7 protein-coding genes are annotated in these 17,021 nt (G+C 59.5%); 3 read left to right on the top strand and 4 right to left on the bottom strand.

All coding sequences use genetic code 11. From position 1 onward, the window contains the following. The first annotated feature begins 3 nt into the window (after positions 1-3). The 3 genes from D6877_RS04545 to D6877_RS04555 are packed head-to-tail and all read left to right on the top strand — an operon-like array spanning position 4 to position 12,087. Positions 4-3,660, top strand: a complete 3,657-nt coding sequence (locus tag D6877_RS04545) for a Tc toxin subunit A (protein WP_130909997.1) — start codon at positions 4-6, stop codon at positions 3,658-3,660. Between the two features lie 32 nt (positions 3,661-3,692). After that, on the top strand, positions 3,693-7,790 hold the full coding sequence (locus D6877_RS04550; protein WP_130909998.1) for a neuraminidase-like domain-containing protein: 4,098 nt from the start codon (positions 3,693-3,695) through the stop codon (positions 7,788-7,790). Next, positions 7,783-12,087, top strand: a complete 4,305-nt coding sequence (locus D6877_RS04555; protein WP_130909999.1) for a hypothetical protein — start codon at positions 7,783-7,785, stop codon at positions 12,085-12,087. Before D6877_RS04550 ends, D6877_RS04555 begins: the two co-directional genes overlap by 8 nt. Positions 12,088-12,100: 13 nt before the next feature. Here the strand turns inward: D6877_RS04555 and D6877_RS04560 are convergent, their stop codons facing one another. Genes D6877_RS04560 through D6877_RS04575 form a run of 4 tightly spaced genes read right to left on the bottom strand, consistent with a single transcriptional unit; the run spans position 12,101 to position 17,020 of the window. Further along, positions 12,101-13,429, bottom strand: coding sequence for a DUF58 domain-containing protein (locus D6877_RS04560; RefSeq protein ID WP_130910000.1), 1,329 nt, complete (start codon positions 13,427-13,429; stop codon positions 12,101-12,103). Beyond that, positions 13,426-14,427, bottom strand: a complete 1,002-nt coding sequence (locus tag D6877_RS04565) for a MoxR family ATPase (protein WP_130910001.1) — start codon at positions 14,425-14,427, stop codon at positions 13,426-13,428. The genes D6877_RS04560 and D6877_RS04565 overlap by 4 nt, the downstream gene beginning before the upstream one ends. Then, complete coding sequence (locus D6877_RS04570; RefSeq protein ID WP_130910002.1) at positions 14,424-15,581, bottom strand: DUF4350 domain-containing protein; 1,158 nt, start codon at positions 15,579-15,581, stop codon at positions 14,424-14,426. The genes D6877_RS04565 and D6877_RS04570 overlap by 4 nt, the downstream gene beginning before the upstream one ends. After that, on the bottom strand, positions 15,578-17,020 hold the full coding sequence (locus D6877_RS04575; protein ID WP_241662849.1) for a DUF4129 domain-containing protein: 1,443 nt from the start codon (positions 17,018-17,020) through the stop codon (positions 15,578-15,580). Before D6877_RS04575 ends, D6877_RS04570 begins: the two co-directional genes overlap by 4 nt. Between the last annotated feature and the right edge of the window lies 1 nt (position 17,021).

Raw genomic sequence — 17,021 nt, forward strand, 5'->3', positions numbered from 1 at the left:
AGCATGGCCAGTAAGAGTACGGCAAAAAAACCCAGCCTGGAGTTGTTCGAGCAGGTCTTTGGCGAGCAGCAGAGCCTGGAAAAGTTTGCCGGTCTGAGATCCTGGCTGGAGCGTGGCGAGTCGATTTTTCCCTTGGTGGAGAAGGGCGCCGAGGGCCTGGCGAAAGACTTCGACATCAATGTCGAGGAGGCCAGGAGGTTTCTGCGTCGGTTGAATGGGCTGGCGGTTTACCTGCGACGGCAGTTCATCGAGCAGTCATTGACCGGCGAGCCGAAACCGCCACCGTACGCGGCGGGTGGGTTCAACACCGGGCCCAGTTACGAACTCCTGTTCCGCCCGGCATTTGACCAGTTCGCACCGGTTGGCGCGCTTGAAGATGCCACGGGAGTTGTCGCTTATCTGGTACAGATGTGGAAGTGGGCCGGGGACAATATCGAAAAACACGGTGATGCCGATGAGGTAACCGGGAAGATTCCTATCCGCAGGCGTCGGGCCGATATCAGGGAACTGTTCATCGACCACAACGCGATGCACCAGACCGTTTCTGCAGTAAATATCACTCTCAAGGTATTGGAAAGGTTTAGCGGCAGAACCGAGCCGGAGCTGGAAGATGCCATGATCCTGCGGCGTTATCCGAATGGTTTGCCCTACTACAAGCATTGGGCAACCATCAATGCGGTGGTTGCTCATCACAGTCTGTCAGTGGGGCATTTTGCCCGCTGGACAGATATCGAATACCCCAACTTTCTGCTTCCCGAGGCTTGGGATGACGATGCCGGTCGTGCGCTGGCCCATGCCTCGCGGCTGGGACCGTTCCAGCGAGAGTTGTTGACCGAGCAGCTCATTCCCGACGACGCCGACACGGACACCAAAGAGGCATTCTACTTAAAGAATTACGGTACAACCGGGGTGGACTGGCAGAACCTCAATCAAGTGGAGTTTTTCGCTCAGCGCACCAAGCTGGATGCCGAAGGCCTGGAAGCTTTTCTGTCAATTCGCCGTTACGCACCAACACGGTCGGCCAACGTGCTTGTTTATGCGCCTTTCGCTGCGCAGGAAAGCGAGCGTTGCGGTTCAGTCTTTATCAATGGCGGCGAATCACCCGCCGTCAGTGTCAATTACGAGAATCTGCTGCACCGATTGAGCCAATCCCCCATGAACCCGGGACGATACGATCGGATGAACCGCAAGCGGCGCCTGGATCTATGGCTGAAGCTGCCTCCCGAGGAGGTCGATTCGCTGCTGGTTGCTGCGGTCAACGCCGAGTGGGCTGGCATCCCCGATGGCTCTGAAAAACCTGTGAAACCGGCCATCCGGGTTACCGACCATACCGTGCATGCGTTGGGGTTGTTCCAGACCTTGCGTGAAGGCTTCAGCTGCAAGGCTGCGGATTTCGTGGTGTTTATCGACGCGTTCTCAATCTATGGCCGCGGGCAGGTAGCGTCACAATTTGATCAGATCTTCAATAATGTCCAGGGAGACTACCGCGATCCATTGCTCCTTGATAACGCTGTGTTTCCTTTGCTACCGGCGCAGGGTGTGCCCGAATTCACCGTCAGCCGAATCTGCAGCGCACTGGAAATCGACCTGCAGACCTACCAGTATCTGGCGCTGGCGATCGCCCGTGCCCATGGCCGAACCGACACGCTCGAGCGCAGCCCGCAGGTTCTGTCGGCGTTTTACCGCCTGGTGAAATTGCCCCGCTTGTTGGGCATGACACCTGTAGAGGGGCTGTTGATGCTCATGGTGCTTGGCGGGGAGGCGTGGGCTGACGGTCTGGCGGGCGTTCCGGTGATCAAAGGAAAACCCACGGCCGGCGACACTGTCCCCGACGTGTTGAACCTCATTTCGGCACTGGCTGCATGCCGCTACTGGTGTCGTACGCGCAATTTGCCCGTGCTGTGGATGCTGCAACAGGTGGCCGATCTTCAGGTATCCAATGTTGCGACCGAGCCAGAACTGCGCTTGTTCGAGCAGGTCCGCAATTTGTTGGGCGAGGCATTATTGACTCATATCGGATTCGTGACCGCCGGTGTGCCGCCGCTGGTGGGCCGTGACTGGAAAGATCTGCTGTCTTCGCTGACTGACCCGCTGGGTCTGGTGAAATCTCGCGAGGGCACAGAAGACCAATACGTAGTCTTCGCCAGAGAGGAACTCGACAAGGCGGTCAGGGAGGGGCTGGATGAAGATGACAGCAGTGTGCGTGCTCCCATTGTCGAAATCATGCTCACGGTTCTGCTGCAGGCGCGTGCCGCTCAGCTTTCGGTCGCTCGGGAATGTCTGGCTGTTTATACCGGGCTGGATGCAGAACGGGCGCTGAAGACTTTGAACTGGGCGAATTCGAGCGTCTACGAGCTGTTGGTCAGAATCGTCGAGCAGATGGGTGAAGACTGGGCGTTGTCACGCACCCTGCGCGAGGAACCTCTTGATCCCCTGTTCGTTCTGCTGGCTGACATACGTCGGCTCAGTGCCGTCGTGGCCGAACTGGACATCAGCCTCGAAACCCTTGATGCGCTGCTCGATCACGGGCTCAACAATTGGTGGGAGCAGGACGGCTCTCAAGTCTTCACCGTCGCTACCCTGTACTACCTGACGGTTCTGACTCATGCCTTCGAGATCAGCAAGCAGCCTCATACCGAGTTGCTTGAGTACTTGAGGCAGATCCACGAATTGGGAGATCCAGAGAAGTTGTCCGCCGACGCGCTGCGCCTCGCACAGCAGGCGTCGGAGGTCTGGCTGGCCCGGTTTTTCGACTGGAGCGAGCAGGACGTGCACGAATGCATCGGGCGAATCGACCCGCAATACAGGCTCTTGAAAAATCTCAGGCAACTGGATCTGTTGGTCCGGATACGCGAACTGGCCACCCACACCAACATGGATGCGCTGACCATTTTTCTGCTGGGAACGCTGCCTGAAACCGTCGACAAGCCGGTTTACAAAGACGCTGCCGAGCATGCCTCGTTGAGTCTTGGGGAAACGGCGCCAGCGGTTCGCCCATCCGCCGAGCTGCGGGCGCCACTCATTAACATGAAGATCGTGCCGAACAGCTCTGAGGTGATTGCCGGAAGTCCGGAAAAAATCATCTTCACCATCACGCTGACGGACCAGGACGGCCACGCGCTCAGCGGTGTGTCCATTCGCGGACAGGCCAGTCTTGGCACGCTGATCATCGGCCAAACCCAGCCAGGAACGGGTGTCGCCACGGCAACCTACACGCCAGGAAAGGTCATGGGGGCTGAGCGTCCGCTGTTCTGGGTGCCCTTGATCACGCCGCAGGAGGGGCCGCTCATCCAGTTGACCGACGACGGCATGAACCTGGATTTCCCCGCGCCTTTCATGTCCAGAGTGCCCACCAGCGTCGTGCCAGTGGGAAAAGCGGTCGAGCTATCGGCCGTTCTCATGGATCGCTTCGGCAATCTGGGCAAAAACCGCTGGGTGCGTTGGTCCGCCACCGCTATTGGTGACGAGCCTTTACTGGCGGTTGAGGCGGTGATTCGACCCCAGCAGGGCCAGACCACTCAGCAAGGCGTTGCCCGAGCGGTTATCTCAAGTCCGACGGGAGGCACATTCATTTGCACCGTGCTCTCGGAAACCAGCGAGAAGGCTGTGGATTTTGCATTGATTGAGTTCGCGCCTCTCCCCCTTCCAGATGAAGCATGACGTTTGCGCCGCCCCGCCAGAAGGTGAAGATCATGAGCCAAAGCATCATCAACGATTTGCTGGAACAACGTCGCACTGCACTGACGGAGTATTGCCTGGGCCACTTTGGCGAGAGCGGTGGCCGGTTCAGCATCATGAAGAACGCAGACCATCTGAATGAATTGCTGCGTCTGGACTCGCTCGACACGCAAAAAGTGCCCAGTGCACTGGGTGCCGAGGCGATCAGCTGCGCGCAGAAGTTCATCAATGCTGCCTACCGCAAGCTTGAGCCGGGGTATTCGAAGACAGAGTTCCCTGAAGAGGATCTGAAACGCTGGGAGCTGTACAGAAACTATTCGGACTGGTCGGCGTTGATGTCGCTCCTCGTTTACCCGGAAAACTACATGACGCCGTTCGCGCGGCCGCGCACGACTCGTTTGTTCCAGGCGCTGATGACCGATCTGAACCAGACGCGGTTAAGCACCGATTCGGTATTGATCGCTTTGCGCAACTATCTGAAGTCCTTTGAAGAAACCTGCAACCTGGAAGTCGTCAGTGCTTTTATGCATGGCACCTCGGCCGTGGATGGGCGCTATTTCATTGTCGGCCGCGAGCGCGTGGCGCCTTACCGATACTTTTGGCGCGAAGCGCAGATTGAACTGACGCCGACCTGTACCTGCGTCAATCCGGCAGCGTGGAACGAGTGGGAATTGATCGATGTCGGGGCGACCGGAACCGTGCTGGATGTGCGCCCGGTATTCTGGAACGGCAGGCCGTGTCTGGTCTGGGCCGAGCTTGCAGACAAACTCGGCGAGAAAGGCAAGGACGGCTATGTTCCCTACAAGGTGAGCATCAACATAGCGTTCAGATCGCAGAACGGTGACTGGTCGCCGGCAACAAATCTGCAAAGCATTCCGGATCTCGCGGCCCATCCTGCAGTCGGTAGCCGCTTGATTGCCACTGTCCGTGTTAGCGAAAGTCATCCCAATGGCGTTCTTGGCATCCTGTTTTTCAATGGTGAAGTAGCGCATACGCCTGTGGTGCGCGATGCACTGTTTCGCTCTCGGCCGGAATATGAAGGCAGTTGGCTGGAAATGCTGGCGCAACGTTTCGACAGTTTTCTCACTGTCCAGCATTCGCTGACCGAGCAGATGCGGCCAAAAATAGTTACGACGATCGCGACGCCCGGGACACTGACTGCCTTCTACGAACTGGATGCTTTTCTGCTTGCTCACTCCACGGGAGACATCCTGGTTGTCAGGGGGATTTGCAGGTCAAATGCCCCAGAGGTGGTGGCAAGCACGAGTGTTTGCGCTGGTTTCGATTTGATGCTGACCAGCGAACCCTCGGACGGGGATCCGAAGCAAACCAGTGGGGAGCGTTCAATAGCTGGCGGATGGGCCACCGACTGGCTTGCCTACAAGCGCGGTTCAGGCGGCTTCACCAGTCCCATCACCTTCACTTTCGGCGCTACTGATGCCTCTGCACCCTATGGTCGTAAAGAATTCGTGCTGACAATGACCGGCATCGCGGGTTTCGACCCCGCAGTACTGGAAAAGAATCAGCATGACGCGGCGCAGTTTCTGGCCTTCAACAATCCGCAAACATTGGCACGGGTACGCCTCAATTCGCTGTTCGGTCCGCAGTTGGTCGGGCTCGCCAATATTTCCATCGATGCGGTGCTCGCCTGGCCGACGCAGTTTCTGGTTGAACCGCCCTCGGAAGCCGGGCCGGTCGATGAGCCCAACGGAGCCTTCAATGGTGCCAATGGCCTTTATTTCTGGGAGTTGTTCTTCCATCTGATTCATCTGGTGGCTATCCGCTTTCGCGACGAAAATCGTTATCGCGAGGCTGAAGCCTGGTGGCGCAGGGTGTTCGATCCGCAAGCGACCGCGCAGGTTTCAGATCCCCCGCAGCCAGGCGACAAGCCGGACTACTGGCGCTGCCGGCCGTTGGTGAGTCCCGGCAATGCCGGCCCCGAGTGTCTGGTAGAGGATGATCCGTACGCCATCAGTTACGCGGCGCCGCAGCACTTTCAGATCCTCACCTTCATGGAGTTCGTCAAGAATCTCGTCGAGGAGGGGGACTGGTATTACCGCCAGCAGACGCGGGACAGTCTGGTGCTGGCCAAGGAGTGTTATCAGCAGGCGCAGGACTTGATGGGCGACCCGCCTTCGGCGCGCTCGGTGACCGATTGGCAGACACAGACTCTCGGAGCGCTGATTGACCAGAGCGAGCGCCCAACGCTGGAAGCGTTCGAGAGAACGCATGTATATTCCCTTGCCGACGTACCGCCCTCGGCTGATTTCGCACCCGCGATGGGGCTGCTGGCGACACCACCCTTCAAATTGCCGACCAATGATCGCTTGCTGGCGCTGATCCAACTGCCTCGGCAGCGCCTTCACAACTTGCGTCACTGGTTGACCATTGATGGCAAACCGCTCGAATTGCCGCTGTATGAACCGCCGGGTGATCCTGCGCAACTGTTACGTGACCTGGCAGCAGGAAACAACGCCGGGCCACGGCGAATGGGCGGGCGCCCAGTCATAAACGGTTATGGCTGGCGAGTGACCAGCGAATTTGCCCTGCGGTCTGCACAGGAGCTGCAAAACCTCGGCAGTGAACTGCTGCGCTTCATGGAACAGCGCGACACAGCGCAACAGGTGGAGTTGCAACAAAGGCATCTGCTGGAACAAGCCGAATGGACGAAAGCCATTCAGGAAAAATCCCTCGCTCAGATGAACGTGACGCTGACGGCCTTGCGCCAAAGTCACGCCGCCGTCAAGCAACGCGCCGATGAGTACGCCGCGTGGTTTGACGAAAACGTCACGGCAGAGGAATACAAGGTCATGGATGACCTGCACGCTGCCAAGGAACTGAATCAGGGCTCGGTGGCTGTTCAGGCTGCAGCGGGAGCGATTTCGGTCATTCCCAAAGTCTTTGGCATGGCCAACGGCAATGCCTTTCCTGAAGGTGTTCTACATGCCATCGCCCATGGCTTGCAGATTGCTTCCATGGGCAAACAGGCCGACGCGGAAAAAAGAGCGGTGACCGAGGGCTATCGTCTGCGACGCCGCGAATGGGGCTTGCAACGTAACCTGGCGCTCGCCGAACTGCTGGCGCTGGACGAGCAGATCAATGCGCAGGTAATTGCCGTAGAGGCTGCCCAGGCCAGTTTGCAATTGGTCTTGCAAACCAATCGTCAGTCTTTGGCGGTGTACGACTTTCTGCACAAACGCACTGCCCACAGCCAGCTTTATGATTGGTTGCTGGGACAACTCAAGGCGTTGTACTACCAGGCTTATGATGCAACTTACAGTCTGTGCATCAGTGCCCAGGCATCGCGCATTGCACAAACCGGTGATTACGATTCACAGACGGTTTTGCCCCAGGCATGGTCCGAGAAGCATCACGGTTTGTTGGCTGGTCAGCAGTTGGTTGGCTTTGTGATGCGTGAGCAGCGCGATCACTTGCAAAGCTTCGAGCGACGTATCGAGCGGGTCAAGACCGTTTCCTTGCGTCAGCTCTTCGCTGATACCGTCGAGCCTCAGCCTGATGCCCCCGACTGGACGACGGCGCTTGAAAACCTGCAGGCTGACGGACGGCTCGCCTTTTGCGTGAGTGAGCTGAACTTCAATCGCGACCATCCTGGTGAATACTGCCGGTTGATCCGCTCGGTTGAATTTGACTGCCCGGCGTTGCTCGGACCCTACGAAAACCTCAGGGCAACATTGACCCAGACTGGCAGTCGTACCGTCGTCCGGCCAGTGCCACAGGCGGTGGAATATCTGCATGACCCCGACAGCAAGCCAGCGCCTGCCGATGTGGTGTTCAACACCCGCTCGGGCCAGCAAATCGGCATTTCCCAAGGCGTTGCTGATGATGGGCGCGTCATGGAGGATGAGGATCCGGGGTTGCTTCGCGCTTTTGAATGTTCGGGGGCGGTTTCCTGTTGGGAAATCCATTTTCCGTGGTGGGGCGAGCCGGCTCAGTCTGCCGTGCTTGCATCCATTACCGACCTCATCATCACTATCCGCTATACGGCCAAGGCCGGTGAACCGACCTTCATACTGGCAGTGGAAAACCTGGTGACAGAAGCCGCAGCGAAGGCTTTGAAACGCAACGCCGAACGGAGCCGTCATCATGCTTGATCCCGATATTCAGGCCGAGCGCAATCTGATCCTCAATGGCGACTTCTCCCAGAGCCTCGCGCAGTGGAAAAGGGGGCCGGTCAACCCGGCTTATGTCGTGACCAGGTCCGATCAATTGGAAAGTGGCGAGCGCATGAATATCCTCTCTGCCATGGACGGTTCTTCGGCTTATCAGGAGATCAGCCTATTCAAAAGTTCCAGTAACGACGTCAGGTATGTCATCAGCTTTCTTTGTGAAATGAACCACGATGAGGAGGGCCTGCTGGAGCTCAGTTTGGCCGGGCTGCCTGATACGCAGAAAATTCCCTTGCTCGTGGGCGCTCGCCGCGATCGAACGGTCGATCTTCTGCGCCAGCGCGATGGCCTGCCTCGAATGTTCCGACCGCGCTCGTACATAGTGGATGTGACATTGCCGCTTGTGGATACCGACATTCTCAAAGTCCACGCCATCAGTCCGGTCAACAAAGAGGGCGACTACTTCTCTTCGTTGCGGATCACCCGGATCAATCTTCAGTTGCACTTGCCGGCGGCGCAGGTGTTGACGCTGCAACTGGACGGGCAGCAATTGCCAGTGGGCCGTGCCGTGCCTCTTTGTCTGGGCGCGCTTGGTTCGGCAGCGCACCGCTTCAAATGCATCCATGCGCAGGATGATACCTGGCAGGGTACACGGGCGTCGTTGAACATCAAAAGCAACCCACAGGGCGCAATTGTCGCCGATCCGGATTGGGGCAGGGATAAACCGCTGGATGATTCCTGGAGTCTGGTTTGCCCGGAACTTGACGGCGAACCTCCCTATCTTTTCAACCTGCAGTTATTGAACGAGTTCAACGCCCCGGAACTGGATATCCCGGTATCACTCGGCGACCACCGCCTGAAGTTCATTCAACTGAAAGAGGCAGCGCATTACGTGGTGATGGAGCACGGCCAATCCATCAGGGTTGGCGTCTGCGTCGGTTCGTATTACACCGACAAGGTGCTGGAGGGAATAACAGTCACCTGGACGGTAGACGGCACTGACGCAGGAACCACGACGCCGACCGATCGTGAGGGCTGGGCCTGGTTTGAACAACAACCGAGCGCGGCCGGCGATGTGCAGATTCAAGCTTCGGTCGAAAGTCTTTACTACGCCAGCGGCGTGGTGAGTCAGGCCTTTGAAGTCAAGGTGCTGGCGACCGACCCTTTGCAAGAGGTCCGCACGATCATGGCCGCTGGAGACGAGCGGCCGTGGGAGCAGAAAGACTATCCCAATCGCGGAACGACCTATCGTTTGCAAGTCCGGTTTCCCCAGGTGCTGTGGGACACAGACGTGACATTGCACTGGAGTGGTGACTCTGCCGAGAAGCTGGGAGTCACTGTCACGCCGCCGCTTGAAACAGCCGCGCGTATAGGTCCGGATGGACTGCTTGAGTATCGATTTGCTAACGACGACAGACAGGATGGCCAGTTTTCTCTGCGGTTGACCTCTGCGCATCTGTTGGAAAGTTCGCCGGCCAAACCCATGTCGCTGGCACGCAATGTGGTCATGCCCGGTGAGGTGCGAGGGCCGGACAGGATTTGCGTGGTGGATGAAAACCACAGTGCACGAATGTGGGTGCAGGTGCTGCACAAGACAGCATCAGGAACCGGTGGCCCGGTAGTGGGAGCGCTGGTTTTCTGGAACGAGCCGGACGGGAGCGTGACGAGGACCCTGACAGGCGCGGGCGGCTGGTCCAGTCATGGGCATCAACCCGCAGGTGCGGGGGACCATCGCGTGATTGCCACCATCAAGGCTCACGAAGAAGCCGAGCCGAGCGAGATGGAATTCGTCGTCAAGGCGATTGCGACCAGTGTCTGGAATGAGCATGTGACGATCACTCTGGATGGTCAGGCAATCGATCATCAGACCATCGGATTGGTTTGCCGGCATGGCCAGACACACGTGCTGAAGGTCAGCCCAGCTGCCGACAGCCCGTGGATCGGCAGCAAACGCATCAGTCTGGATTGGCGAGAGGGCGATCCACTGATCGGTCTGAACCCGGCTTATCTCGGCGTTTCTTTCCCGCTGGGGGCTGATGGATTGACATGGAACCTGGCTTCCAACGCCGACGAAAGTCTGAGCAGACCCTTCGAGTTGCGTTTGCGGGCTGATGCTGTTGCAGATGATCGCGAGTTGTGCGGGCGATTCGTCAATCCGGACCTGGCTCGGGAAGTTGGCGTCAGGCTGGATCGAGTAACGGCAGCACTCGATGGGCAGAAGTTATATCCCTGCCTCGGTGCGGATCATCAGTTTACCGTCTGCCTCAATGAGCTAAGCCCGCTGGTGGGCCTGTCAGCAGCGCTGGAGTGGTCGGGGACGCCTGCCGACGAACTGAATGCGATCGTGAGTCCGCCCTTGAAGCAATCGCAACCGCTGGGTGCAGAGGGCGCTTTCTGGCAACTCGATTTCTTCAGCAGCACAAGGGCGGGCAACTTTGCGCTCACTGTAAACCTGCCTCAATTGGTATTCGTCGCCCCCGACACACCCATGGCTCTGGGAGATAACGCCTTGAGTTTCAATTCCATACTGGAATCACCAACGGACCCGGTAGTGGATCTTGATCGGGCCTGGACGTGGGCTAACGTGGTGTCGCGTTTTACCGGGGAGGCGGTTGCCGATGTGCCGGTGACATGGCGTTCCGGCGGCGACCCTGTAGCGGTCAATACTGACAGCGATGGTAACTCCGGCTTCGCCGTGCTTCCCGTGAGCACCGACATGCAGACAGTGCAGGCGACTTTGTTCAGTCTCTACGACAATACCTCAGAGCACAGAAGCGCTACCTTCAAACCGTTGGCAGAAGATCTCTGGCCGCGAGTCAAGGTCAGTTTCGATGGTCAGACCAGTCAGGACTGGGGTGGGACCACCGGTTTCCCGCGTCGCAAAGGCAGGCACAGTATCGTGGCGTTTTTCCCGGAAGAATTTAACGGGCAGACCGTACGTATGGGGCATACCGGCACTGCGCCCACGGTATTGGGCAATCACTATGAGCCAGAGTTGGGCATGGCGCAGGTTGTCACGAATGGAATGGCAAGGTTCGCGTTGCGCGCGGGAGATTTCACGGACGGCAGTTTTGCGTTGCGGCTCTGCGCCGAACGGCTGGCACGGCTGTCGCCGGCCAACGCGATGTCGCAGGGTTCAGGCTCGCAGGTGATGAGGATCAGCTCGGCGGCCAGCCATGCCGGTTCGCAGCTTCTTTGGGGAGATGTCTTTGAAGAGGCGATCCAGGTCGTTTCGTCCATCAGTGCAAAACCGATGGCAGGAGTGCTGGTGACATTTACACACCCTGACCTTGGCGTTCTGAACGCCGAGACCGACTTTTACGGGAGGGCGAAAGTATGCTTTGTTCCCACAACGCCAGGTTCCAGTCAGGTCATCGCAACCGTTGGCGATGCGGACAATTGGGCTTCGATAGCGATGGATCTGGTTCTCGCCCAACCGAGACAGATCGCAGAGCTTTATGAGCCGTCCGACGCCCGGCAGCCTCCCGACGAAGCCGCAGTGCATGCGAAAGCCAGAGTGACTTCTGCATTGACCGGACAGCCCTTGGCCGGCGTGCCTGTGACGTGGGAATTCAACGGGCAGCTAGAGCGTTCTGTGACCGATGACGAGGGTATTGCTGACTGGACGTTCATGGGTTTGGGTGATGGCGTTCTGTCAGCGACCGTTGAAGGAGGGCTGGCCGGTTGGGATATGGCTGTATTGACCTATACCGGGCAAGCGCCGGTGATTGAATCGCTCAGTTGCGACAGGACAATTGTTTATCGTGCAGATGAGGTGAACGCCTGGGCCGTAGTGAAAGCCAACCCGCAAGGCACACCCGTAACAAACCTGCCAGTCGATTGGCAATTCGCTGGCAAATCGCTGCCGTCGTCGGTTTCCGACGAGCTAGGAATTGCGCCGGTAAAATTCCAGCCTACTGAGGTCGGCCATTTTGATCTGGTGGCTTCGCTGAGTTCGGGCGCAGTTTCACTGGCAAGGATCAACGTGGTTGCCCGACCCAGCGTCATCTTGCGTTCCATTTATGCAGTGCCTCTCATCGGCCAAATGGGCAAGCCTGTGACGATCGCGGTGCAAGTGGTAAAAAATCTGGCTGAGCCAGTGGTCGATATGAGCGTGCTCTGGACCGTTGATGATGTTCCCTTGAGAGGGACTGTCAGCGATGACAAGGGATGGTCGAAGGTGGTTTTTGCACCGGTTGAAACTGGCTCGGTCATTGTCAGGGCAAGCGTGAATAACCCTGTAGGTACAGCCGAAAGTTCATTGACTCTGGTCGTAGTCTGAGCCAGCGGTCGCGCTAGAGCGTGGCGGATTTTTTCCAGTCAAGGTAGCGGGTCACCAGCGCGGCCCCGAATTGCGCGGACCGAACATCCATCACTGCTACTCCATGAGCATTCAACCGCTCATGGAGTTCGGCCCGTTCATTCAAATAATCTACCGTGCCGCAGTAGGCCAATGCTTCGGGCAGCGTTTGCACCGCAGTCTGGCGCAATGTATCCAGCGCTTCTTCCCGCAGGCTCGCCACCAATACCCGATGGTGCACGCTCAGGCGCTTGACCGCGCCCAGCAGTTGATCATCTTCATCGCGCAAATTGGTCACCAGCACCACCAGCGCCCGGCGCTGTTGGCGAGCCAATAACTGGCTGGCGGCAGCTTGATAATCGGCAGGACGTTGTGTGCTCTCCAGGTCATGAACAGCGTTGAGCAAGACGTTCAGTTGGCCGCCTCCTTTGACCGGCGCCACGTGTCGCGGCTGATCACCGGCAAAGGTATTCAGCCCCACCGCATCGCCCTGACGCAGCGCTATATAACCGAGCAGCAGACAAGCATTGAGCGCATGGTCGAAGTGCGATAGCTCACCGTCCCGACTGCGCATCTGCCGGCCGCAATCAAGCAGGAAGATGATCCGTTGATCGCGCTCGTCTTCGTACTCGCGGGCAATCGGCGTGCGCTGGCGGGCGGTGGCTTTCCAGTCGATCTGGCGCAGGCTGTCGCCCTCGCGAAATTCGCGCAGCTGATGAAATTCCTGACCCTGACCGCGACGTTGGCGCTGGCGTATGCCGAGTTGGCTGAGCCAGTTGTCGACGGCGCGCAACTCACCGCCGTAGAGTCGGGCGAAGTCGGGGTAGACGCGGGTCTGATCGACGACTCCGAGCAGGCGTTTGCCTGACCAGAAACCTAGCGGACTCGGCAGGTTGACTTCGCACTGATCGAAGCTGAAATGCCCGCGTCTGGTGGGGCGCAGGCGGTAGCTGATGTGGCTGACATGCCCAGGTTGAAGCTCAACGGTCAGCGGCAGATGTTCAAACGCGAGGCCGTCGGGGACGTGGTCGAAGAGATTGACCTTCAGTGGCTCGGCAAACTCATGGGCAACTTGCAGATTTATCTCTCCCCAGCGCCCGAGTGCCAGGCTGCCAGGCATCTGCCGCTTGATGCGTGGCGAGGGCAGGCGTCTGAGGCGCACAGCGTCGATAACCGCCAAGGCCAACAGCGCCAGCAGCAACCCCCAGTTGACCGAAATCAGGCTGGACGGGATGTCGGTCTGCAACGCCTGCAGGGCGCCGAGCACGATGCTGATGACCACCAGCAGGGCCAGCCAGATCAGCAGCAGACGCGAAGGTTTCACAGGCGCGGCGCCGGCACTTGATCGAGCAACTGCGCAAGCACGTGATCGACTTGCAGGCCTTCGATATCCAGTTCCGGCGCGATCCGCACGCGATGGCGCAGCACCGCCAGCGCGCAGCCCTTGATGTCATCCGGAATCACGAACTCACCGCCGCGCAGCAACGCCCGGGCACGGGCACAGCGCACCAGTGCAATCGAGGCGCGCGGCCCGGCGCCTAGGGTCAGCCCCGGCCAGGTGCGCGTGCTGCGCGCCAGGCGTACGGCGTAATCGAGGACCTGATCGTCCAGCGGCAAGTCACTGGCGATACGTTGCAACGCTTGCACATCCTTGGCCTGCAACACCGTGCGCAGCGGTTGCACGTCGAGCATGTCGGCGCGGGTCGAACGACAGACCTGGCGGACCATGTTCAACTCCTGATCGGCGTCGGGATAATCCATGCGCACCTTGAGCATGAAGCGGTCGAGTTCGGCTTCCGGCAGCGGATAGGTGCCTTCCTGTTCGATCGGATTCTGTGTCGCCAGCACCATGAACGGTTGCGCGATCGGCAGCGCGCGCCCTTCGAGCGTCACCTGGCGCTCCTGCATGGCTTCGAGCAACGCTGCCTGGGTTTTTGCCGGGGCGCGATTGATCTCGTCGGCCAGCAGCAGGTTGGTGAACAGCGGGCCTTTGCGCAGCTTGAACTGCTCGGTCTGCAGGTCATACACGGCGTGACCGGTGACGTCGCTGGGCATCAGGTCCGGGGTGAACTGGATGCGCGCAAACTCGCCGCCGAAACAACGCGCCAAAGCGCGCACCAGCAAGGTCTTGCCCAGCCCGGGCACACCTTCGAGCAGCACGTGGCCGCCGGCGATCAGCGCGGTCAGGACATCGTCGACCACTGCATCCTGGCCGATCAGCGCCTTGTTCAACTCATTGCGCACTGCCTGCGCCAACTGGCTGGCACGCTGGCGTTGCTGAGCGGCATGCGTCGCGCTGCCGGGCTCGATCTGTTCAGTCATAACGCGTTCCTCAAGGTTTGCAGATGAGCGACCTGACGGCTGAATTCGGCGCTGGACAAACGCTGCTTCGGACGTGGGCTCAGGGCCTGGCTGATGGCGCGGGTGGGTTGCCGGGTCAGGCGCGATAACGCCAGCCATTGCTCGGCCACATTCAATTGATCGAAACCGGGATGGCGGCGGCGGGCGCGGCGCAGGATGTCTTGTTGCAAGGCTTGCAGCAGCGCCTGCTGGCCGTTGTGGCGCAGCAGGAAATCGGCGCTGGCACGCAGATGCTCCAGCAGTTGGCGGCGACCTGCTGGCGCTGGCATTTGCACCGGGCCGTGGCGCACGCCGGCCTGCCACAGCCACAGGCCGATCAAGGCGAGCAGGGCGACGATGGCCTGCGCGAAATAGCGCCAGAGCAACGTCCACAAGCCATCGTGCGCGGTGTTGTAAATCAGCGTGACGTCGGTGTCGGCGCTCAGGTACCACAGTAGCCAGGCGTTGTCGTATTTGCCGATGGCCGGGGTTTTCCACAGCTCCGCATCAGTGACTACGGTGACCGTGCCGAGGCCGTACACCCGTTGCATCATGTGCGTGGCTTTGGCGCTGTTGGCCCAGGCTTGCGCGACATTGTTCGGGTCGTCGAGGTGGAAGTCGGTGTCGAAACCGGCGTAGGCCGGCGCCTCTTCGTCCTCCAGATACAGCTTGGTCAGTTCCGGGTAGCGGTCCTTTTCAACTGTTTGCGCAGGCAGGTCCTTGCTCAGCGATTGGTGCAGTTGCACCCGGTCGAGCAGCAGATCGTTGCTTTGCCCGGTCTGCGCATCCCACAGCGACTCGGCGACAAACACCAGGCGTCCGCCGGCGCGAGTCCAGTTCAACACCTGATCGACTTCACGCGGCGTCATCCGCGCGCGCTCGCCGAACAACAGCAGCGTATGACCGTGCGGCTCGGTGTGTGGCAGCACCGCCAGCGTCTCGGCGTGGTTGACCACAAGACCGCGTTCGCGCAGGAACATCTCTGCCGCCAGATAAGGATTGGCTTGCGCGGCAGGCGAGGGGCCGTGATCGACGGTTTCCTGATAGGGCCGGGCCTTGAGGTGGAGGAACAGGCTCAAGCCGCCCAGCAGCAGAAGCGCCAGCGTAGCCAACGACCAGCCGAGGCGCCGGTTCAATGGGCGGATCCTTTGCCGAACAATTCACGCCAGCCGTTGCACAACTGCGCTTGTAAATGAGCCGGTGGAATCCGGTGTCCGTAGGCCATGTTCTGCCAGTGAACCGTAAGGGTGCGGCTGTAGACGAGCAGGTCCGGGCGTTGCAATTGCTCGATGCGTTCGAGGATCTGGTTTTCGGTGTCGGCGGTTTTCAGCGTCAGGTCGAAATCGTGCAGCAAATGGCTGAGCAGGCCTCGATAGAGCAGGCCCAGCGCGGCGCGAGGTTCGTTCAGCCACAAGCGTTCGGCGCTGCTGGCAATGTCATCCGGCAGGGTTCCACGGTTCAGATCCAGGCCGAAGACTTGCGGCGGCGCCGGTGGTTTGCTGCGCGATGGCGGGCTCGGTCGGCGGCTGACAAAAGCCTGGAGAAATTCGCGATAACGCCAGAGCAGCCAGCCCAGCGCCGCGATCAGCGCGCCCCACAGCAGCACCTCAATCACGCCAGCGAGGGTATCGAGGTGCCGACCATCGAGCCAGCCGAGCAAGGTTTTCAGCCACTGCGGTGCCTCAGCTGTCTGCTCGTCTTTGGCCGGACTCGCCGGGTCATCGCCGAAGCGATAACGGGTAACGCTCTCCTTGTTCTTGAACGGCGGTTGTTCCAGCAGCGCCTGGATGCTGTCGTGCGCGGCCTGACTGGTCAGCGGCTGATTGAGCAAACGTGGGGCATCCGGCGCATCGCTGGCCCATACCGGTTGCAGGTTCGGCAGCAACAGGCACGCGGCCAGCAACACACCGAGCACGCCTTTGTTCAAGCGCTGGCGCAAACGGCGGAAGACCAACTCGATGTCCCAGGCTTCCAGTTGTGTGCGGCGGTTCAGGTAGAGGCTGAAGCCGCAGGCAACATAAACCGGCTCCCAGACCACCAGGATCAGCGCATAAAAAGCGTTGGTCAGGTGCTCCAGCCAACGCCAGTCCTGATCGGCGGCGAGCAGCAGCGATTGCCAGTCCCAGTCGGTTTCGATCTGCTGCGGCAAGAGCATGTAGAACAGCAGCATCAAGCCGATCCACAGTGCGGTCTCCAGATGCACGCCGATAATCGTCAGCCATTGCGCGGCGCCGCCGTTGCGTTGCAGCAGCACCTGCAGACGTTGTTGTCGGGCCTCGCCGTCGAGGCCTTCGAGTTGCGTCACCGGCAGTACAAAGCTGCGACTCAGACTCAGTCGCCGCCAGGTCAGACTGGCCAACAGTTGCGGCCTGAGCAGGCGCGGCCATTCACGCAGGGCTTGTTTGAGCGTCGGGGTTTCGCCGAACAGCGCTTTGGAGAGGATGTACAACGGCAGGCGTTCGAAGGCCGGTTTCAGCCACCAGAAAATGAACACCGCCAGTGATGGCGAATCCCACAGCAGCAGGCTGAGCAGGGCGAACAGCGGCAGGGTGACGATCGCCCAACTGGTCATCAAC

The sequence above is a fragment of the Pseudomonas sp. Sample_9 genome, assembly GCF_004307535.1.
GTDB classification, from domain to species: domain Bacteria; phylum Pseudomonadota; class Gammaproteobacteria; order Pseudomonadales; family Pseudomonadaceae; genus Aquipseudomonas; species Aquipseudomonas mercuritolerans.